At 59.6% G+C, this 21908-nt stretch carries 16 protein-coding genes and 1 tRNA gene; 13 read left to right on the top strand and 4 right to left on the bottom strand.

From position 1 onward, the window contains the following. The first annotated feature begins 178 nt into the window (after positions 1–178). The 7 genes from apaG (at position 179) to LU682_RS01980 (ending at position 8131) form a co-directional block, all read left to right on the top strand. Positions 179–559, top strand: coding sequence for a Co2+/Mg2+ efflux protein ApaG (apaG, locus tag LU682_RS02010; protein WP_003255559.1), 381 nt, complete (start codon positions 179–181; stop codon positions 557–559). Further along, a complete protein-coding gene (locus LU682_RS02005; protein WP_004576191.1) occupies positions 559–1425 on the top strand; it encodes a symmetrical bis(5'-nucleosyl)-tetraphosphatase in 867 nt (288 codons plus the stop codon). The genes apaG and LU682_RS02005 overlap by 1 nt, the downstream gene beginning before the upstream one ends. A 14-nt stretch (positions 1426–1439) precedes the next feature. Further along, positions 1440–1772, top strand: coding sequence for a thiosulfate sulfurtransferase GlpE (gene glpE / locus LU682_RS02000; protein WP_010951742.1), 333 nt, complete (start codon positions 1440–1442; stop codon positions 1770–1772). Positions 1773–2054: 282 nt separating this feature from the next. Continuing rightward, positions 2055–3977, top strand: a complete 1923-nt coding sequence (locus LU682_RS01995) for a PrkA family serine protein kinase (RefSeq protein WP_003255563.1) — start codon at positions 2055–2057, stop codon at positions 3975–3977. A gap of 155 nt (positions 3978–4132) precedes the next feature. Continuing rightward, positions 4133–5404, top strand: a complete 1272-nt coding sequence (locus tag LU682_RS01990) for a YeaH/YhbH family protein (protein WP_003255564.1) — start codon at positions 4133–4135, stop codon at positions 5402–5404. Then, positions 5401–6969: a SpoVR family protein gene (locus LU682_RS01985; RefSeq protein WP_010951740.1), complete on the top strand. Its 1569-nt coding sequence runs from the start codon at positions 5401–5403 to the stop codon at positions 6967–6969. The genes LU682_RS01990 and LU682_RS01985 overlap by 4 nt, the downstream gene beginning before the upstream one ends. Positions 6970–7024: 55 nt before the next feature. Next, a complete protein-coding gene (locus tag LU682_RS01980; protein WP_010951739.1) occupies positions 7025–8131 on the top strand; it encodes a multifunctional CCA addition/repair protein in 1107 nt (368 codons plus the stop codon). Positions 8132–8240: 109 nt separating this feature from the next. Here LU682_RS01980 and folK read toward each other — a convergent pair whose 3' ends face one another. After that, on the bottom strand, positions 8241–8750 hold the full coding sequence (folK, locus tag LU682_RS01975; protein WP_010951738.1) for a 2-amino-4-hydroxy-6-hydroxymethyldihydropteridine diphosphokinase: 510 nt from the start codon (positions 8748–8750) through the stop codon (positions 8241–8243). Beyond that, complete coding sequence (gene folB, locus LU682_RS01970) at positions 8741–9097, bottom strand: dihydroneopterin aldolase (RefSeq protein WP_004576188.1); 357 nt, start codon at positions 9095–9097, stop codon at positions 8741–8743. Before folB ends, folK begins: the two co-directional genes overlap by 10 nt. 74 nt (positions 9098–9171) lie before the next feature. Here folB and plsY point away from each other — a divergent pair, with 74 nt between their 5' ends. Continuing rightward, positions 9172–9741, top strand: a complete 570-nt coding sequence (plsY, locus tag LU682_RS01965) for a glycerol-3-phosphate 1-O-acyltransferase PlsY (RefSeq protein WP_010951737.1) — start codon at positions 9172–9174, stop codon at positions 9739–9741. 17 nt (positions 9742–9758) lie between these two features. Here plsY and tsaD read toward each other — a convergent pair whose 3' ends face one another. Further along, entirely contained in the window at positions 9759–10784 is a 1026-nt protein-coding gene (gene tsaD / locus LU682_RS01960) for a tRNA (adenosine(37)-N6)-threonylcarbamoyltransferase complex transferase subunit TsaD (protein WP_010951736.1), read from the bottom strand. Between the two features lie 204 nt (positions 10785–10988). Here tsaD and rpsU point away from each other — a divergent pair, with 204 nt between their 5' ends. From rpsU to LU682_RS01935, 5 genes are all read left to right on the top strand, one after another. Continuing rightward, on the top strand, positions 10989–11204 hold the full coding sequence (gene rpsU / locus LU682_RS01955) for a 30S ribosomal protein S21 (RefSeq protein ID WP_003255575.1): 216 nt from the start codon (positions 10989–10991) through the stop codon (positions 11202–11204). A 304-nt stretch (positions 11205–11508) separates the two neighbouring features. Then, the gene (dnaG, locus tag LU682_RS01950; protein ID WP_010951735.1) at positions 11509–13491 is read left to right on the top strand and encodes a DNA primase; all 1983 of its coding nucleotides are present in this window, start codon (positions 11509–11511) and stop codon (positions 13489–13491) included. A 67-nt stretch (positions 13492–13558) separates the two neighbouring features. Next, complete coding sequence (gene rpoD, locus LU682_RS01945) at positions 13559–15409, top strand: RNA polymerase sigma factor RpoD (RefSeq protein ID WP_003255578.1); 1851 nt, start codon at positions 13559–13561, stop codon at positions 15407–15409. A 127-nt stretch (positions 15410–15536) separates the two neighbouring features. Further along, complete coding sequence (locus LU682_RS01940; protein WP_010951734.1) at positions 15537–19280, top strand: bifunctional diguanylate cyclase/phosphodiesterase; 3744 nt, start codon at positions 15537–15539, stop codon at positions 19278–19280. A gap of 16 nt (positions 19281–19296) precedes the next feature. Continuing rightward, positions 19297–19373, top strand: a tRNA-Ile gene (locus LU682_RS01935). A 351-nt stretch (positions 19374–19724) separates the two neighbouring features. Here the strand turns inward: LU682_RS01935 and LU682_RS01930 are convergent. Then, complete coding sequence (locus LU682_RS01930) at positions 19725–21263, bottom strand: hypothetical protein (protein WP_232885703.1); 1539 nt, start codon at positions 21261–21263, stop codon at positions 19725–19727. Positions 21264–21908 lie beyond the last annotated feature (645 nt).

Raw genomic sequence — 21908 nt, 5'->3', positions numbered from 1 at the left:
TTCGCGGGCCACAAGGGATCGCACAACCCTCAAATCCTGTGCGACCCCTTGTAGGAGCGGGTTTACCCGCGAAGAGGCCGGCACAGACAACACCCCCCCCAAGCCCGATCACCGCTGGCCCTCCCCCCTCCCAATGGCCTAGACTGCATTATTGCGTCAGTTCGCCCAAGGCCCTTGCATGTCCGACCCCCGCTATCAAATCGACGTCAGCGTCGTGACCCGCTACCTGAAAGAACAATCCGACCCCGAAAACAGTCGCTTCGCTTTCGCCTACACCATTACCGTGCAGAACAACGGCTCGCTCAGTGCCAAGTTGCTGTCGCGCCACTGGCTGATCACCAACGGTGACGGCGAGGTAGAGGAAGTACGCGGCGCCGGCGTGGTCGGCCAGCAACCCAACATCGACCCTGGCCAGAGCCACACTTACAGCAGTGGTGCCGTCATCAGCACCCGCGTTGGCACCATGCAGGGCAGCTACCAGATGTTCGCCGAGGACGGTAAGCGCTTCGACGCCGAGATTGCCCCCTTCCGGCTGGCAGTGCCCGGAGCGCTGCACTGATGGCCACCTACGCCGTCGGTGACCTGCAGGGCTGCCTGCAGCCGCTCAAATGCCTGCTCGATCGCGTCAGTTTCAACCCCGCCGTCGACCGCCTGTGGCTGGTCGGCGACCTGGTCAACCGCGGCCCCGAGTCACTGGAAACCCTGCGCTTCCTGTACTCGATCCGTCATTCACTGGTCTGCGTGCTGGGCAACCATGACCTGCACCTGCTGGCCGCCTGGCACAACGTCGAGCGCCTCAAGAAAAGCGACACACTGCGCGAGATCATCGAAGCGCCGGACGCCGACCAACTGTTCGACTGGCTGCGCCAGCAAAAGCTGCTGCATTACGACGAGCCCCGCGGCATCGCCCTGGTTCACGCCGGCATACCGCCACAATGGACCCTTGGCAAAGCCCTGGAACTCGCCGCCGAGGTCGAGGAAGTGCTGCGTGACGACACCCGCCTGCAGCTGTACCTCGACGGCATGTATGGCAACGAGCCGAACAAGTGGAGCAAGAACCTCGCCGGCGTCGAACGCCTGCGGGTCATCACCAACTACTTCACCCGCATGCGCTTCTGCACGGCCGATGGCAAACTCGACCTCAAGAGCAAGGAAGGCCTGGGTAGCGCGCCCAAAGGCTACAAAGCCTGGTACGCGCACAAGGACCGCCGCTCACGCCACGTGAAGATCATCTTTGGCCATTGGGCCGCTCTGCAGGGTGAGGTCACCGAGCCCGACGTCATCGCCCTGGACACTGGCTGCGTATGGGGTGGCGCCATGACCCTGTACAACGTCGACAGCGGCGAATACCACCGCTGCGACTGCGCCGACGACGGCACCCTGCGCCAGCCGGCACAACCCACTACACTCAACGACCACACCTGAAGGAAGTAGTACCCATGAGCGAATTCAAGCGCATCCCTCCTGAGCAGGCCTTGGAGCTTCGCAAGAAAGAAGGTGCGGTCGTCGTCGACATTCGCGACCCGCAGGCCTTCGCCGCCGGCCACATCACCGGCGCCCGGCACCTGGATAACCACTCGGTCGCTGATTTCATCCGCAACGCCGACCTCGACGCGCCCACCCTGGTGGTCTGCTATCACGGAAATTCCAGCCAAAGTGCTGCCGCCTACCTGGTAGGCCAGGGTTTCTCCGACGTGTACAGCGTGGACGGAGGCTTCGAACTGTGGCGCGCGACCTACCCGGCCGAGACCGCCCAGGGCAACGCTGAATAATTTTTTATTTTCCCCTGCAGCCCGTGCGCCGCGCGGGCTTGCGGCTTATCTGACGAACGGTCGTTCGTAACTTCTGCCTTTCTCACCCCTTTACCTTGCAGATAACCAACTACGCTTAAGCTCAGGCCATCCAAAAAGGGGAGAGCCGGTACACCGGCGTGCGGGTCATCGGTAGCGTTACAGGGTGTTCTGGGGGGTATACAGCAATCGGCCAACCCGGTTGCATGCCAGCATCAGCTGACTGATCCGGCGTCGTCTCCACGTATCGAGCGAGGTGACGTCATGAGTATTTTTAGCCACTTCCAACAACGTTTCGAGTCTACGCGCCAGGAAGAACTCTCGCTGCAGGAGTACCTCGAGCTGTGCAAAGAGGATCGCAGTGCCTACGCATCGGCGGCCGAACGGCTGTTGCTGGCCATCGGTGAGCCAGAGCTGATCGACACCTCTACCAACTCCAGGCTGTCGCGCATCTTCTCCAACAAGGTTATCCGCCGCTATCCGGCCTTTGCCGACTTCCATGGCATGGAAGAGTGCATCGACCAGATCGTGTCGTACTTCCGCCACGCCGCCCAAGGCCTGGAAGAGAAGAAACAGATCCTCTATCTGCTGGGCCCGGTAGGCGGCGGCAAGTCCTCGCTTGCGGAAAAACTCAAGCAGCTGATGGAAAAGGTGCCCTTCTACGCGATCAAGGGCTCGCCGGTATTCGAGTCACCTCTGGGCTTGTTCAATGCCACCGAAGATGGGGCCATTCTCGAGGAAGAGTTCGGCATCCCACGGCGCTACCTCAACACCATCATGTCGCCTTGGGCCACCAAGCGCCTGCAGGAGTTTGGCGGTGACATCTCCAAGTTCAAGGTGGTGAAGCTGTACCCGTCGATTCTTAACCAGATCGCCATTGCCAAGACCGAACCCGGCGATGAAAACAACCAGGACATCTCGGCCCTGGTCGGCAAGGTCGATATCCGCAAACTTGAGGAATACCCACAGAACGACGCCGACGCCTATAGCTACTCGGGCGCGCTTTGCCGGGCCAACCAGGGCCTGATGGAATTCGTCGAAATGTTCAAGGCGCCGATCAAGGTCCTGCACCCCTTGCTCACCGCCACCCAGGAAGGCAACTACAACAGTACCGAAGGCCTTGGGGCGATCCCCTATACCGGCATTCTGCTGGCGCACTCCAACGAATCGGAGTGGCACACCTTCCGTAACAACAAGAACAACGAAGCGTTCATCGACAGGATCTATATCGTCAAGGTGCCGTACTGCCTGCGGGTCAGCGATGAAATCAAGATCTACGACAAACTGCTGGTCAACAGCTCGCTGTCCAAGGCCCACTGTGCGCCAGATACGCTCAAGATGCTGGCTCAGTTCACAGTGCTTTCGCGCCTGAAAGAGCCCGAGAACTCCAATATCTATTCCAAGATGCGCGTTTACGACGGGGAAAACCTCAAGGACACCGATCCAAAGGCCAAGTCGATCCAGGAATACCGGGACTCTGCGGGTGTCGACGAAGGCATGAACGGCCTGTCGACTCGCTTCGCCTTCAAGATCCTGTCCAAGGTGTTCAACTTCGACCCACACGAAATTGCCGCCAACCCGGTGCACCTGCTGTATGTCCTCGAACAGCAGATCGAACAGGAGCAATTCCCGGCTGAAGTGCGCGAACGCTATCTGCGCTACCTGAAGGAATACCTGGCACCTCGCTACATCGAGTTTATCGGCAAGGAAATCCAGACTGCCTACCTGGAGTCCTACAGCGAATACGGCCAGAACATCTTCGACCGCTACGTGCTGTATGCAGATTTCTGGATCCAGGATCAGGAATACCGCGACCCGGAAACCGGCGAAATTCTCAACCGCATTGCGCTCAACGAGGAACTGGAGAAGATCGAGAAACCGGCTGGCATCAGCAACCCGAAAGACTTCCGCAACGAGATCGTCAACTTCGTACTGCGCGCACGCGCCAACAACAATGGCAAGAATCCAAGCTGGCTGAGCTATGAAAAGCTGCGGGTCGTGATCGAGAAGAAAATGTTCTCCAACACCGAAGACCTGCTGCCGGTCATCAGCTTCAACGCCAAGGCCAGCAAAGAGGACCAGAAGAAACACAACGACTTCGTCACCCGGATGGTGGAGCGTGGCTATACCGACAAACAGGTGCGCCTGCTGTCGGAATGGTACCTGCGGGTCAGGAAATCGCAATAAAGCGGCAAGCTACGAGCCGCAAGCTGCAAGCTGCCTGGCGTTGGCATTGCTGCCCGCGTCACAGCTTGCAGCGGCGGTGGCTGCTCTTTCTTGCAGCTTGAAGCTTGTGGCTTGCAGCTTGTGGGTTGCAGCTGCATCCAGTCACCGGAGGGACCATGAGCTACGTTATAGACCGACGCCTGAACGGCAAGAACAAGAGCACGGTCAACCGCCAGCGCTTCCTGCGGCGGTACCGCGAACATATCAAGAAGGCCGTCGAAGAGGCGGTGAGCCGCCGTTCCATCATGGATATGGAACATGGCGAGCAGATCAGTATTCCCGGGCGCGACATCGACGAACCGGTCTTGCATCATGGTCGTGGGGGCAAACAGACCATCGTGCATCCTGGCAACAAAGAATTCACTGCCGGTGAACACATCCCACGGCCGCAAGGCGGTGGAGGCGGTGGCGGTCGCGGCAAGGCCGGCAATTCCGGCGAGGGCATGGACGAGTTCGTCTTCCAGATCACCCAGGAAGAATTTCTCGAATTCATGTTCGAAGACCTTGAGCTACCCAACCTGGTCAAACGTCACCTGACTGGCGCCGACACCTTCAAGACTGTTCGCGCCGGCATCGCCAACGAAGGCAACCCGTCACGCATCAATATCGTGCGCACCCTGCGCTCGGCCCATGCCCGGCGTATCGCCCTGACCGGCAGCAGCCGCGCCCTGCTGCGCGAAGCACAAAAGGAACTCGATCGCCTGCGGGTCGAAGAGCCGGACAATTTCACCGATATCCAGGAAGTCGAACAGGAAATCGAGCGCCTGAAGGCACGTATCAACCGCCTGCCCTTCCTCGACACCTTCGACCTCAAGTACAACCTGCTGGTCAAGCAACCCAACCCCAGCTCGAAGGCAGTGATGTTCTGCCTGATGGACGTATCCGGTTCGATGACCCAAGCCACCAAGGACATCGCAAAGCGCTTCTTCATCCTGCTGTACCTGTTCCTCAAGCGTAACTACGAGCGCATCGAAGTCGTGTTCATTCGCCACCACACCAGTGCCCGGGAAGTCGATGAAGAAGAGTTCTTCTACTCGCGGGAAACCGGCGGCACCATCGTCTCCAGTGCCCTAAAGCTGATGCAGGAGATCATGGCCGAGCGTTACCCGGCCAGCGACTGGAACATCTATGCCGCGCAGGCTTCTGATGGCGACAACTGGAACGACGACTCACCCATCTGCCGCGACATCCTCTCCAAACAGATCATGCCGCATGTGCAGTACTACACTTACGTTGAGATCACCCCCCGTGAACACCAGGCGCTGTGGTATGAATACGAGCGTATCGGAGATGCTTTCCCCGACACGTTCGCCCAGCAGCAGTTGGTATCGGCCGGCGATATCTACCCGGTCTTCCGTGAACTCTTCCAGCGCAGGTTAGCCACATGACCGCCAGAGCACAGAGACGCCAACCCATTTCCACTGGGTCCGAGTGGACGTTCGAGCTGATCCAGACCTACGACCGGGAAATCAGCCGCTTGGCCGAGCGTTACGCCCTGGACACCTACCCCAACCAGATCGAGGTCATCACTGCCGAACAGATGATGGACGCCTACGCCTCGGTCGGCATGCCGCTGGGCTACCACCACTGGTCCTACGGCAAGCAGTTCCTCAGTACGGAAAAGTCCTACAGCCGCGGCCAGATGGGCCTGGCCTACGAGATCGTGATCAACTCCGACCCTTGTATCGCCTACCTGATGGAAGAAAACACCATGTGCATGCAGGCACTGGTGATTGCGCACGCCTGCTACGGCCATAACAGTTTTTTCAAAGGCAATTACCTGTTCCGTACCTGGACTGACGCCAGTTCGATCATCGACTACCTGGTGTTCGCCAAGCAGTACATCGCCCAGTGCGAAGAGCGCCACGGCATCGATGCTGTGGAGGACTTGATCGACTCCTGCCATGCCCTGATGAACTACGGTGTCGACCGCTACAAGCGGCCTTACCCTATTTCTGCGGAAGAAGAGCGGCGCCGGCAACAGGAGCGCGAAGAGCATCTTCAGCGTCAGATCAACGACCTTTGGCGGACAATTCCGAAAAACGCCGAAAAGGGTAACGACCGCGATGAGGGGCGCTTCCCCGCCGAACCGCAGGAAAACATCCTGTATTTCATCGAGAAGAACGCCCCACTGCTCGAACCCTGGCAGCGTGAAGTAGTGCGCATCGTGCGCAAGATCGCCCAGTACTTCTACCCGCAGCGCCAGACCCAGGTCATGAACGAGGGTTGGGCAACCTTCTGGCACTACACCCTGATGAACGACCTGTACGACGAAGGGCTGATTACCGAAGGCTTCATGATGGAGTTCTTGCAGTCGCACACCAGCGTGGTGTTCCAGCCCGGCTTCGACAGCCCGTACTACAGCGGCATCAACCCCTACGCACTGGGCTTTGCGATGTACACCGACATCCGCCGCATGTGCGAAAACCCCACCGAGGAAGATCGCCACTGGTTCCCCGAAATTGCCGGCAGCGACTGGCTTTCTACCATCAAGTTCGCCATGAGCAGCTTCAAGGACGAGAGCTTCATCCTGCAGTACCTGTCGCCCAAGGTGATGCGCGACCTCAAGCTGTTCAGCATCCTCGATGACGACCAGCGCGACGACCTGCTGGTGCCCGCCATCCATGATGAGGCCGGCTACCGGGTGATTCGGGAGCAGCTGGCAGCGCAGTACAACCTGGGCAACCGTGAACCGAACGTTCAGATCTGGAGCGTCGACCGCCGCGGAGACCGCTCGCTGACCCTGCGACACCAGCAACACAACCGCAAACCGCTGGGCGACTCGACCGACGAAGTGCTAAAGCACCTGCATCGCCTGTGGGGCTTCGATATCCACCTGGAGACCGTGCAAGGCGAGCAAGTGATGAGTACTCACCACATGCCGCCGCGCGGCGAGCATAGCGAAAGCGCCGACTATGGCCGCATGGACCTGGCTGTTATCCACCACCTCTGATGCAACCCCATGACCGCCGACGGGTTATCCTGTCGGCAGTTATGGAGAGCTGCACATGCACATCTACAAAGTTGGCGGCGCCGTGCGCGACCGTTTGCTCGGCCGCCCTGTCAGCGATATCGACTGGCTGGTGGTGGGCGCCACCGTCGAAGAAATGCTAGCAAATGGCTATCGGCCGGTGGGAGCCGATTTCCCGGTGTTCCTGCACCCGAAAACCGGTGAGGAATACGCCCTGGCGCGCACCGAGCGCAAGAGTGGGCGAGGCTACGGCGGGTTCACTTTTCACGCCAGCCCCGACGTAACCCTGGAAGAAGACCTGATCCGCCGCGACCTCACCATCAATGCGATGGCCGAGGATGAGGCGGGCACAGTCTACGACCCCTACCAAGGCAAGAACGATCTGGATCAACGCCTGCTACGCCATGTTTCCCCGGCATTCGCCGAAGATCCTTTGCGGGTGCTGCGCGTTGCACGCTTTGCTGCCCGTTACGCACCACTGGGGTTCCGGGTTGCCGATGAAACCTTGGCGCTGATGCGCCAGATCAGCGCCTCAGGCGAACTGCAGGCACTCACTGCCGAGCGCAGCTGGAAGGAAATCGAGCGCGCGCTGATGGAAGTGCAACCGCAGGTATTCTTCAAGGTGCTGAGCGCGTGTGGGGCCCTGCAGGAGCTGCTGCCTGAGCTCGATGACGGCTCCCGGACATTGGCGGCGCTGGAGCAGGCGGCGGCGCACGAACAACCGCTGAACGTGCGCTGGGCCTGCCTGTTGCGGGGGTTGCCACCGACATCGATCAAAGCCGTCAACCAGCGCCTGAAGGCACCGCGAGAGTGCCAGGAACTGGCCATGCTGACCGGGGAATGCCTGGCGCAGGGTAATCAGGCGCTCGAACTGCCTGCCACGGCACTGCTGGAGCTGTTGCAGAAATTCGATGTTTACCGACGGCCGCAGCGATTTGAGGATTTTTTGACCGTTTGCGAGATGGCGGCGCGGGGCGATGGCGAGCAGGGTTACCCACAGGCCGATTACCTGCGAGGCGCAGCAGCGGCGGCGCGAGCGGTGGATGTGAAGCCGTTGGTGCAAGCCGGGCTGACCGGTCAGGCACTGGGCGAAGCACTCAAAGGTGAACGGCTGAAAGCGCTCGAGGCTTACCAGCGCGGTTAGACCTACCGGCCTCTTCGCGGGTAAACCCGCTCCTACAGGGGGCACACATCAGAGGTTGGGCTCAGCCCGTCGTAGGAGCGGGTTTACCCGCGAAGAGGCCGATACAGGCTCAAGCGGGCGTCAACTGCAACCCGCGCCACTCAAAGGCCACGGGGGCCAGTACCTGATCGATCTGCGCTTCCTGCCACAGCTGCGCCATGCACTTGCCCACACCCGGATGCACCAGGTCGGGCGCCAGCAACGACAGCGGCCACAGCACAAAAGCGTTCTTCAGAATCTCGGCCCGGGGCAATACCAGCCCATCGAAGGTACCGTGCAAATCGTCATACATCAGCACGTCGATATCCAGCGGCAACCCTTTGCGGTCCGGTGCATAGCGGCCATTGTCGGCCTCGATGAACTTCAGCCGGCGGTCCAGCTCGATCAACGGCAACGCGGTTTGCCCCGTCACCACGAAGTTGATGAACGGCCCGCTCTTGATGCCCACCGCCTGGCTTTCGAAGGCCGGCGAACAGCGCATGTCAGTCAGGATGCCAGCCAACGCATCGAGCCCGGCGCACAAATGCGCCTCACGGTCGATGTTGCTGCCCAGGCCCAGGTAAACCGTGCTCAGAGACATCCGCGCTCGATCTCCACGCCAACACCACCACGGGCCGCCGGCACCGCGCCCGGCTTGGTCAGCTTCAAGCGCACCCAGGGGATGTGGAACTCGTCCATCAGGGTTGCCACCAGGCGCTCGGCAAATGTCTCAACCAGCTCGAAACGGGCCTGTTCGGCAAACGCCTGGATGCGCGCCGACACACTGGCGTAATCCAGCGCCAGGTTCAGGTCGTCTCCGGCGGCGGCCGGGCGGTTGTCCCAGGCAAAGCTCAGGTCCAGGCGCAAGCACTGGCGAATATCCCGCTCCCAGTCATAGGCACCGATGACGGTATCGACTTCCAGGCCTTCGATGAACACTCTGTCCAAGCACTTCTCTCCACAGCACGACAAGGGCGACTGGCGCCGTTAGAATCAGGGCGTCCTCGCCCGGAATAGTTAGCATGTTTTGGTTACTGGCGTTGCTCGCCTACCTGCTCGGCTCGCTGTCCTTCGCCATTGTTCTCAGCCGCCTCTCGGGCAGCCCGGACCCGCGTTCCAGCGGCTCAGGCAATGCCGGCGCCACCAACATGCTACGCCTGGCAGGCCGTAAACTGGCGATCCTGACCCTGCTAGGCGACCTGTGCAAGGGCCTTTTGCCTGTATTGCTCGCCCGCGCTGCCGGGCTGGACCTGCACGCGCAGGCCTGGGTGGGCATATGCGCAGTGCTGGGCCACCTGTTCCCCCTGTACTTCCGTTTCAAGGGCGGCAAGGGCGTGGCGACGGCTGCCGGCATGCTCATGGCCCTGTACTTTCCGGCCGCGCTGCTGGCCATCGGCGCCTGGCTGCTGACCTTCTACCTCACGCGCACCAGCTCACTGGCCGCGCTGATTGCCACGCCACTCACCTTGCCATTGCTGGCCTGGCGCGAGCCCGAAGCCCTGCTGCCGATCAGCGTACTGACAGTGATGATCGTGTGGCGCCACCGCAACAACCTGCGCGACTTGTTTGCAGGGCGCGAACGGCACTTCTGAACCTTCGACGCGCTACCTTACAGCGGCGGCAACTGTTCCATCGGCCAGCGTGCCTGCACGCTGATCGCCAGGTCTTGCTGCTGCCCGGCCAGCAGGCGCTGGCAACCGGCGTAGGCGATCATCGCACCATTGTCGGTACAGAATTGCGGACGCGCGTAGTACACGTTGCCCTTGATGCTACCGAGCATGTCCTCCAGGGACGCGCGCAGGGCCTTGTTGGCACTCACGCCACCCGCGATGACCAGCCGCTTGAGGCCGGTCTGCTTGAGCGCCCGCTTGCACTTGATGGTCAAAGTCTCCACCACCGCCTGCTGGAATGCCAGGGACAGGTCGCAACGGGTTTGCTCACTGTCGTCGCCAGCATTCTTGCATTGCTGCCAGGTGTTCAGGGCGAAGGTCTTGAGGCCACTGAAGCTGAATTCCAGGCCTGGCCGATCGGTCATTGGCCGCGGGAACACGAAGCGCCCAGGCACACCTTGCTCGGCCAGACGCGCGATTTCCGGACCACCAGGATAATTGAGGCCGATCAGCTTGGCGGTCTTGTCGAACGCTTCACCGGCAGCATCGTCCAGGCTTTCGCCCAACAGTTCGTACTGACCGATGCCATCGACCCGAACCAGCTGGGTATGTCCACCGGAAACCAACAAAGCGACGAACGGAAACTCTGGCGGGTTTTCTTCCAGCATGGGTGCCAGCAGGTGACCCTCCATGTGGTGCACACCGATCGCCGGGATGTCCCAGGCAAAGGCCAGCGCCTGGGCGCAGGAAGCGCCCACCAGCAAGGCGCCGACCAGGCCGGGGCCTGCGGTGTAGGCGATGGCGTCGATTTCGGTGGCAACGCAACCTGCCTCGTCCAGCACCTGGCGGATGAGCGGCAGCATGCGCTTGACGTGATCACGCGAGGCAAGCTCGGGCACCACGCCGCCGAAGACGCGGTGCAGGTCGATCTGGCTGAACAGTGCGTCGGCCAACAAACCGCGTTCACTGTCGTATAATGCGACGCCGGTTTCGTCGCAGGATGTTTCCAATCCCAGTACTAGCATGGGCTCGTCCCTTGTGGGGGCTGAATTCGAAGCCGCGCATGATAGTCCCCGTGTCGGGTGCCGACCAGCGGTTTTCGATCAGAGGCTTTGCATTCCGGCTTGCTAAGGGTTAACATCCGCAACCCTTGAAAACCGACGTTCTCCAGCACACCTTTGTTTTGCCAGGAGCACGTCTACCCCGGTAATGAATTAAGGTAGCCCTGGATGCCAGCCGTCAAAGTTAAAGAGAACGAACCCTTCGACGTAGCTCTGCGTCGTTTCAAGCGCTCCTGCGAAAAAGCCGGTGTACTGGCTGAAGTTCGTAGCCGCGAGTTTTACGAGAAGCCGACCGCAGAGCGTAAGCGCAAAGCAGCTGCTGCTGTTAAGCGTCACGCCAAGAAAGTTCAGCGCGAACAGCGCCGCGCCGTTCGTCTGTACTAATACAGGCGTTCAACGCAAAGCTTCTGCCCTGCCCGGCTAACCCCCGGGCGATGGCAGTGGTCGTTTCAAACTTGAGCAGCTAGCTCAAGGCCCTGCACAAGCTTCATGCGAACTGCATCATGGGCAACCTGCCTGAAACGTCAGAGCTGGTCCTCCTTGCTGTATGACCAGACGTGCACGTCCGACTGACGAGCCCTTAGGGGCTGGCGACGAGCACACATTCCCTCGCACTTCCCCAAGCAGCACTCGCCCCCTTCGGCGCGTGAGCGATTAGACTTGCCAGTTGCCAGATAACGAGACTGCCATGGCCGGGCTGATTCCCCAGAGTTTCATTGACGACCTGATCAACCGCCTCGACATCGTCGACGTGGTGAGTTCGCGCGTCCAGCTGAAAAAAACCGGCAAGAACTACTCGGCCTGCTGCCCGTTCCACAAAGAAAAAACCCCGTCCTTCACGGTCAGCCCCGACAAGCAGTTCTACTACTGCTTCGGCTGTGGCGCCGGTGGCAACGCCTTGGGCTTTGTCATGGACCACGACAACCTGGACTTCCCCCAGGCCGTCGAGGAACTGGCCCGCGCCGCCGGCATGGAAGTGCCCCGCGAGCAAGGCCGCCGCGACCAGAAGCCGCGCCAGCCCACTGACTCGCCACTGTACCCGCTACTGGACGCCGCCTCGGAGTTCTACCGCCAGGCCCTGCGCAGCCACCCGTCCCGCAAGGCAGCGGTGGACTACCTCAAGGGCCGCGGCCTGTCCGGGGAAATTGCCCGCGACTTCGGCCTGGGCTTTGCCCCGCCCGGCTGGGACAACCTGCTCAAGCACCTGGGTGCCGACACCCTGCAGCAGAAGGTGATGATCGATGCCGGCCTGCTGATCGAGAACGCCGAGAGCGGCAAGCGCTACGACCGCTTCCGCGACCGGGTGATGTTCCCGATACGTGACAGCCGCGGGCGCATCATCGCCTTCGGTGGCCGGGTGCTCGGCGACGACAAGCCCAAGTACCTGAACTCCCCGGAAACCCCGGTTTTCCACAAGGGGCAGGAGCTGTACGGGCTGTACGAGGCGCGCAAGCACAACCGCAACCTCGACGAGATCATCGTCGTCGAGGGCTACATGGACGTCATTGCCCTGGCCCAGCAAGGCCTGCGCAATGCCGTGGCCACCCTTGGCACCGCCACCAGCGAAGAGCACCTCAAGCGCCTGTTCCGCGTGGTGCCCAGCGTGCTGTTCTGTTTTGACGGCGACCAGGCCGGGCGCAAGGCCGCCTGGCGCGCACTGGAATCGACATTGTCGAACCTGCAGGACGGCCGTCGCGCGCGCTTCCTGTTCCTGCCCGAAGGCGAAGACCCGGACAGCCTGGTGCGCGCCGAAGGTACCGACGCCTTCATGGCCCGTATCAACCAGCATTCCCAACCGCTGGCCGACTACTTCTTCGAGCAACTTGGCGTAGAAGCCGACCCGCGCTCGCTGGAAGGCAAGGCGCATATGGCGACCTTGGCCGCACCGTTGATCGAAAAGATCCCCGGCGCCAACCTGCGTCAGCTGATGCGCAACCGCCTGAAGGAAATCACCGGCCTCGACCCGCAGCAGGTCGAGCAGCTGGCGCAACAAGCGCCGGCGACCAGCAGCATGCCGGACTACGACCCTGGCTACGATTACGACGCCATGGCCAGCTACACCCCCGACTACGGCGACATGCCGCAGCACGACTATGCCCCCGTTCATCAGGAGCAGGCATGGAAGCCCAACAAGGGGGGCAGCAAGAAGCCGTGGAGCGACAAACCCTGGGACAAGAACCGCAAGGGCGGCAAGCCCTGGCAGCAACGCGACGAAGCGCCTCCCCGCGTGCCAGCGCCGGTCGAGCCGCCCACGCTGGCCGCCCTGCGCACCCTGCTGCACCACCCACTGCTGGCCGGCAAGGTGGAAGATGCCAGCCACTTCGCCGACGAAGAACACCTGTACAGCCAGCTGCTGGTGGCATTGATCGAAGCCGCGCAGAAAAATCCTGGGCTAAGCTCAATGCAGTTGATCGCACGTTGGCATGGCACCGAACAGGGCCGCCTGCTACGCGCCCTGGCGGAAAAGGAATGGCTTATCGTGGCCGACAACCTTGAACAACAGTTTTTCGACACTATAACTAGCTTGTCCGCCCGCCAACGCGAGCGCAGCCTGGAACAACTGCTCAGGAAATCACGTCAAAGCGAATTGACCAGCGAGGAAAAAACCCAGCTCCTCGCCCTGCTGAGCCGAAATGTTCCCGCACAAACGCCGACCTCATCTGGCGCGTGAGGCCCATGCTCGGGTATAATCCTCGGCTTGTTTTTTGCCCGCCAAGACCTTCAGTGGATAGGGTGTTATGTCCGGAAAAGCGCAACAGCAGTCTCGTATCAAAGAGTTGATCACCCGCGGTCGTGAGCAGGGCTACCTGACTTACGCGGAGGTCAACGACCACCTGCCTGAGGATATTTCAGATCCGGAACAGGTGGAAGACATCATCCGCATGATCAACGACATGGGGATCAACGTATTCGAGAGTGCTCCGGATGCGGATGCCCTTCTGTTGGCGGAAGCCGACACCGATGAAGCCGCGGCCGAAGAAGCCGCTGCTGCATTGGCGGCAGTTGAAACCGATATCGGCCGCACGACCGACCCGGTGCGCATGTATATGCGCGAAATGGGTACTGTCGAGCTGCTGACCCGCGAAGGCGAGATCGAAATCGCCAAGCGTATCGAGGAAGGCATTCGTGAAGTCATGGGCGCCATCGCCCACTTCCCGGGCACTGTCGACTACATTCTCGGCGAATATGACCGCGTCACCACCGAGGGTGGCCGCCTGTCGGACGTTCTCAGCGGTTACATCGACCCTGACGACAACATTGCCGCGCCAACCGAAGAAGTGCCGATCCCAGGTGCCAAGGCCGCTGCGGCGAAGGAAGAGTCCGACGACGACGAAGAAGAATCCGAAAGCGGTGACGACGAGGAAGAGGCCGAGAGCGGCCCGGATCCGGTCGTCGCAGCCCAACGCTTCGGTGCGGTATCCGATCAGCTTCAGGCAACCTCCAAGGTCCTGAAGAAAAATGGTCGCAACCACAAGGAAAGCATCGAGGCCCTGCAGGCCCTGGCTGACCTGTTCATGCCGATCAAGCTGGTACCGAAGCAGTTCGAGGTACTGGTCGAGCGTGTCCGTGACGCCCTGAACCGTCTGCGACAGCAAGAACGCGCCATCATGCAGCTGTGCGTACGTGACGCCCGCATGCCGCGAGCCGACTTCCTGCGCATGTTCCCAAGCAACGAAACCGACCAGACCTGGAGCGGTGACCTGGCCAAGCGCAACACCAAGTGGGCTGCCGCCCTGGGTGAAAAGAACGCTGCCATCGTCGCTTGCCAACAGAAGCTGATCGACCTTGAGACCGAAACCGGCCTGACCGTTGCCGAGATCAAGGAAATCAACCGTCGCATGTCGATCGGTGAAGCCAAGGCCCGCCGCGCCAAGAAAGAAATGGTCGAGGCGAACCTGCGTCTGGTGATTTCCATCGCCAAGAAGTACACCAACCGTGGCCTGCAGTTCCTCGACCTGATCCAGGAAGGCAACATCGGTCTGATGAAAGCGGTGGACAAGTTCGAATACCGTCGCGGCTACAAGTTCTCGACCTATGCCACCTGGTGGATCCGTCAGGCGATCACCCGTTCGATCGCCGACCAGGCACGCACCATCCGCATTCCGGTGCACATGATCGAGACGATCAACAAGCTCAACCGTATTTCCCGCCAGATGCTGCAGGAAATGGGTCGCGAACCGACTCCGGAAGAGCTGGGCGAGCGCATGGAAATGCCTGAGGACAAAATCCGCAAGGTATTGAAGATCGCCAAAGAGCCGATCTCCATGGAAACCCCGATCGGTGACGACGAAGATTCGCACCTGGGCGACTTCATCGAGGACTCGACCATGCAGTCCCCGATCGACGTGGCCACGGTCGAAAGCCTCAAGGAAGCCACCCGTGACGTGCTCTCGGGCCTGACCGCACGTGAAGCCAAGGTGCTGCGCATGCGTTTCGGTATCGACATGAACACCGACCACACCCTCGAAGAGGTGGGCAAGCAGTTTGACGTAACGCGTGAGCGGATCCGTCAGATCGAAGCGAAGGCGTTGCGCAAGCTGCGCCACCCGACTCGCAGCGAGCACCTGCGCTCCTTCCTCGACGAGTGATGACAAAACCCCGGCCCAGGCCGGGGTTTTTCTTTAGTGGCCCGTGACATAAAGCCCGCCTTCCGTTGCACACCTGCGGCAATGCCCGTCTACACTCGACTTCAGACCACCTGAGTGCGAGGCTGCCATGTCCTTGAAGCCGGCCATTCTGTTGCTGATCCTGATTTTGTGGAACACAACGGCCGGCGCCCTGACCCTGACAGATGAGGAGAACGCCTGGCTGGCTGCCCACCCGCAGCTGAAACTTGGCGTAGACGCCTCTTGGCCACCGTTCGAGTTTCGCGACCAGGAGGGCCGGTACCAGGGATTGGCCGCCGACTACATCGCCATGATCCAGCAGCGCCTGGGCGTGACGTTCAAACCGGTCGAACCCAGCAGCTGGACCGAGGTGCTGGCGCAGGCGCGGGAAAGCCGTATCGACCTGCTGCCCGGCATCATGTCCACCCCCGAACGCCAGGGCTTCCTGGCTTTCACTCGCCCGTACCTCGACTTCCCCATTGTGATCCTCGCGCACAAAGGCGGCGCACAACCGCGCAAGCTGGCTGACCTGTACGGCCTGAAAATTGCCGTGGTCGAGAACTACGCCCCGCACGAGTTGCTGCGTACCCACCACCCGGACCTCAACCTGGTTGCCCTGCCAAACGTCAGCTCCACGCTGCAAGCCCTGGCCACCGACCAAGTGGATGCCGTGGTCGGCGACCTCGCTTCCAGTATCTGGAGCCTGCGCCAACTCAAGCTCGACGGCCTCTACGTCAGCGGCGAAACGCCCTACCGCTACCAGTTGGCGATGGCCGTTCCCCGCGACAAGAGCGTGCTGGTCGGCATCCTCGACAAAGTGATGGCCGACATGAGCAGCAGCGAAATCAGCCAGATCCAGCAACACTGGGTGGGCAATGTGGTCGACCAGCGGATGTTCTGGTCCGACCTGCTGGTGTATGGCCTGCCAACGGTGCTGCTGCTGATGGCTGTGCTGGCAGTGGTCATTCGCATCAACCGCCGGCTCAGCTCGGAAATTTCCCGGCGCATCGCCCTTGAGCAAGAACTGCGCAGCAGCGAGTACCACTACCGCGGCCTGGTCGAGAGCCTGTCAGCCATCGCCTGGGAAGCCGATGCCAACGACTTCACCTACAGCTACGTTTCACCCCATGCCGAAGACCTGCTTGGCTACCCATTGAGTGACTGGCTCAGGCCCGGTTTCTGGCGCAGCATCCTGCACCCGGAGGACGCGCTCTGGGCTCAGGCCTACTGCGACAGCGAGACCGCAGCGGGGCGCGACCACAGCCTGGACTACCGGGTGATCCGGGCTGACGGTCAGCCCCTCTGGGTACGCAATATCGTCAGCATGATCGAGCACGGCCACCAGCCAGTGATGCGCGGGCTGATGATCGACATCAGTGAAACCAAGCGCACGGAGGACGCCCTGCGCCTGTCCGAACAGAAGTTCGCCTCGGTATTCCAGCAGTGCCCCGATATCTTGCTGATCGCTCGCCACAGCGATGGCTGCCTGCTGGAGGTGAACGAGGCTTTCGAAGAGCAGATCGGACTGCCCCCAGACCAGGTCATTGGCCGCACTGCCACCGACCTTGACCTGTGGGGCGTAGAGGGCAGTGGCCCGCTCCTGCTTGAAAGGTTGCACCAAGGTGGTATCCGTAACCTGGAAATGAGCTTCCGCCGCAGCAACGGCCAACTGTTCACTGGCCTGACTTCGGCTGAAACCTTCGAACTGGACGGCACGCCCGCGCTGGTAGTGGCAGTACGCGACATCAGTCAGCTCAAGGAGACCCAGCAGCAGCTGCAAACTTCAGAAGAAAAGTTCGCAAAGGCTTTCCACGCCTCGCCCGACGGCCTGCTGCTGTCGCGCCAGAGCGACGGTTTGCTGCTGGAGGTGAACGAAGGCTTCTGCCGCCTCACCGGCTACGACCTCAACCCAACCATCGACCAGACCTCGCTGGACCTGGGTATCTGGGTCGACCTCAACGAGCGCAAACGCCTGGTCGACCAGCTAAACCGCGACGGCTTCGTGCGCGACTTCACCTGTCATATCCGCCGCAGCGACGGGCAGATCCGACTGTGCGAGCTTTCCGCCCGGCCCCTGCCGATTACCGGCGTTGACTGCATGCTGACCATCGCCCGCGACATCACCGAGCGTCACCTGATGCAAGAAAAACTGCAGCTGGCCGCCACGGTGTTCGAGAACACTGCCGAAGGGGTGCTGATTACCGACATTGACCAGCGCATCAGTGCCGTCAACCGCGCCTTCAGCGAAATCACCGGCTACAGCGAGATCGAGGCCCTCGGCCAGACCCCGCGCCTGCTCGCCTCTGGCCAGCACGACAGCGCTTTCTACCTGGCCATGTGGCACCAGCTTACCGCCGAGGGCCACTGGCAGGGCGAAATCTACAACAAGCGCAAGAACGGCGAACTTTACCCAAGCTGGCTGACCATAAGCGCCGTGCGCAACAGCGACCGCGAGATCACCCACTTCGTGGCGGTTTTTGCAGACATCTCCAGCATCAAGCACGCCCAGGCCAAACTCGACTATCAAGCCCACCACGACCCGCTGACCGGCCTGCCCAATCGCACCTTGTTCGAAAACCGGCTCCAGGGCGTACTCACCTGTGCGCAGGTGTCCAACCGCCAGGGCGCAGTGCTGTTCCTGGACCTCGACCGCTTCAAGCACATCAACGACAGCCTTGGCCACCCGGTCGGCGACCTGCTGCTCAAGGGCATCGCCCAGCGCCTGAAAGAGCAGGTACGCGACGTTGACACCGTAGCCCGCCTGGGTGGCGACGAGTTCATCATTCTGCTGCCCGGCTTGCACAAGCCCAGTGACGCCAGCACTATCGCCAACAAACTACTGGCCTGCTTCAATGCACCGTTCCAGGCCGGCGAGCATGAGTTTTTCACCAGCGCCAGCATCGGCATCAGCCTCTACCCACAGGATGGCACCGACGTCTCCACACTCATCCGCAACGCCGACGCCGCCATGTACCGCTCCAAGGCCAAGGGCCGCAACCGCGTCGAAGCCTACACCCGCGACCTCACCGCCCAGGCCAGCGAGCGCATCGCCCTGGAGCATGAGCTGCGCCGGGCCGTCGAACGCAACGAAATGAGCCTGTGCTTCCAGCCCAAGCTCAGCCTGAAGACCCAGAGCCTGGTGGGTGCCGAAGCGCTGATCCGCTGGAGCCACCCGACCTTTGGCGAGGTACCGCCGGAACACTTCATCCACTTGGCGGAAGAGAACGGCACCATCCTGCAGCTCGGCGACTGGGTACTGGAGCAAGCCTGCCGGCAGATGCAGGCCTGGAAGCAGCACTACCAACCCTTCGGCCCGCTGTCGATCAACCTTGCCGGCGCCCAGCTGCGCCACCCGCACCTGGCACGGCGCATCGAACAACTGCTCAAGCACCATCAGCTGAAGGCCGGTGACCTGCAGTTGGAAATCACCGAAAACTTCATCATGAGCCAGGCAGAAGAGGCCCTGGCCGTGCTGTACCAACTGAAGAAACTCGGCGTACAGCTGGCCATCGATGACTTCGGCACCGGCTATTCCTCGCTCAGCTACCTCAAGCGCCTGCCGCTGGACATCCTCAAGATCGACAAGTCGTTCATCCGCGGCCTGCCCGACGATCCACATGACGCCGCCATTGCCCGGGCGATCATTGCCCTGGGCCGCAGCATGCAGCTGACCATCATTGCCGAAGGCGTGGAGAACCAGGCCCAGCAACGTTTTCTGGCGGCCGAGGGCTGCGAGCAGATCCAGGGCTACATCGTCAGCCTCCCGCTACCACCAGAGGAATTCGCGGCCGCGTTTCTTCGCATAGCACTATCGGATCTTTCAGATGGCACAGGTGCGAAACCCTCGTTATAATCCGCCCACTTACTGAGGGCCTATAGCTCAGTTGGTTAGAGCAGAGGACTCATAATCCTTTGGTCCACGGTTCGAGTCCGTGTGGGCCCACCAATAAAATCAATGGCTTACGCTTAATTGGCGTAGGCCATTTGTGTTTTGGGGCATAAATTTTCCCCGTTTTGTCCCCGTTTCGTCATCCGGTCTCTCGAACGTACTGAGCATCTCGATGCCCCTGGGATACGATGGCTGGAGCGCTCCGACTTTTGCTCTCGGGGTTCGCTCGCAGCTTTGATCACCAAGCGCACAGTGCGCGCACTAGGCTTAGTCCGGGGCGAATCTGCATTGGTTTGCGAAGCACGAGGCTCAGCCCCTACAAAGGTTCTTTCTCGGCCTGCCTTTGCTCACTAGGGAGGTCCTTATACCGAAGCAAATGGGACCAGGCCAAGATCACATGGTGATTTCTTATTCACTATCTTGTTCTCTGTTATCCCATGAAAAGCCTGCGAAAAATACTGAATGATCCGATTTATATTCTTTAATGAAGCCAGAAACTATTTCTTCAAGCTCAGGCCTCCCATTATCGAAACCGGCCGGCCACACTAACTTACGGACAAGCAATGGGCGACCGACCACCTTCTGCTTAGAAGTGACCTGCCCCGCTATGACGAAAAATCCGATTATGTGATGCTCGCCTAAAAATGCATCAATAACAGACAAACACGCAGCCTTGCTTCCAACTTCAGCTTCTTTGTCGAAGCCACAAGTAACAGGGTGATAATCCGGATTTATCAACCTATATAGGTCATATAGCCGAGCCTTGTGCGAATACAAGGACTCCATGGTAATTACTATATCGTCTTCTATCTCGAATTTTTCAGCCAAATACTGAGCATAATTAGGAAGCCTTAAGGGGCCTTGTTGCTCGTCCTCAGTCCCGTTTATCCGGCAAGTTGCTAGCCTTCCGCAGTCCGAACTTACGAGCTCCAAAATACAGCCCTCACACCTGAGCTGCCTCATAGCCTTTATGACTTTATTGAGAAGCCTTAAGGTTATTTCCGTAGTAGGTGTAATCCTGGACTCAATATGGAAACTACCCCCTTCAATAAGGATTGTGAAGTAGTCAGTCTTTATGTAGCTTCTTGTCGGAGGAAATTCCTGAGCGTTGATATCAAAGAACCCATCGCAAGAAAACGTGTGTCCCGGACTACTCGCAGACGCCTTAATAACAACGCTTCCCGACCAATTCGGAGATGTACGTGTCACCTCCATCGTACCAGCGGGCAAGTCTAGAAAGGGTGTACTAGAAAGAATACCAAACCGTTGCTCATGAGCCTTTATATTTATAACCGGAACAGCCCCAGCGATGCCAAGCAACATATCCTCAAAAGACTTTATATTCTCTTGACCCTCAATTGTTATTTGAACATTTGCCGCGCCATCCTCATACCCTACCTCTCTCAAAAATTCTTTCTTCCTAACAATGTAGGAATCATAGTCATCCCCTATAGCACCCAATAACTTCTCCTTAAGCAATAAAGAGCTTATCTTCTCCAGCTTTTCGGCAGCAGAAAAAGTTATGGATTTGGTGCAGCTATTGGGTTTAAAGCCAGCCTCACTCACCTCTCGCTCACGCATTTTCTTTAGGAATTCACGCGAAAAAACTTCATCAACATGTTTCACATAGATATCAGAAACCTGATCTGCATCTTCCTCGAAAACAAGCAAAACGTAAAACGAAGGGATTGAGCAAGTTGCAAGACTGTGAAGATTTGAGTACTCGATATCGTGCGAGAGCCGGCCCCTTTCTGTTGACTTAATCTGAACACGGCACTCAATCGCACTTCTATGCATGCTTCCTGCATCGCCGGCTTGCCGTTGAACCGGCATTTCAAGATGATAATCCCAGCCTCGCTTATCTACTAACGAAGGATTGGCGATTATTCCTCTTGCTGCACAAAGCCCATAGAACTGGCTCTGCCCCAACTCACCAAGATCTCGCATTCCTACTCTCCATGATACGGAAAACATTCTCGAGAAGCCTTACGCAAAAAAGATCCTGCAGCAAGAAAAAATATGCGTGATCTCCCTCCCACCCATAAAAAAACCCGTCCGAGCCGAAGCTAGGACGGGTTCCCCAGGCGAACTCTTAGTTACAGTTCATCCCAGTTGTCGCGGATGAATTCATACAGGCGATAGCACCGGTACAGGCTCATCAAACCACTCAGAGCACGAAGGAATTTCTTCATACTTAAAGGCCTCTGAATGGCCTGCCTCCAGCGTTTTTTCCGGAACACATACGCCTTCGGGCCTGCTCGTTGAAGCGCCCTGTGAGGAGGCCGGTTGATGGCCCCTCAATCAGATCCGGCGCGGGTTACTAAGCCGCGTTGAGGGGGAAAGGGTCACCCCCCCAATGGATGTCATCCGGTCCTCACAGGACACGAGCGCGATCATGGTACCGTATCCACAACTGCCAAGCCCACCTGTTTGCAGCTGATCCGCTCCGGTTTGCAGGCAACAGCTATCGGGCGTAAACTCAGAAAACGTTGAAGCGCCCTGTGAGGTCAGCAAGCCAGCCACTAACTGCGTTTGCGGAAATAACCGCCCCTACTAAGGCGGTTTTTTTTCGCCTTTCGGAAAGTGACAGGC

The organism is Pseudomonas alloputida (genome assembly GCF_021283545.2).
In the GTDB taxonomy this organism is placed as follows: Bacteria; Pseudomonadota; Gammaproteobacteria; order Pseudomonadales; family Pseudomonadaceae; genus Aquipseudomonas; species Aquipseudomonas alloputida.
This window is presented reverse-complemented; position numbering and strand designations above follow the sequence as displayed.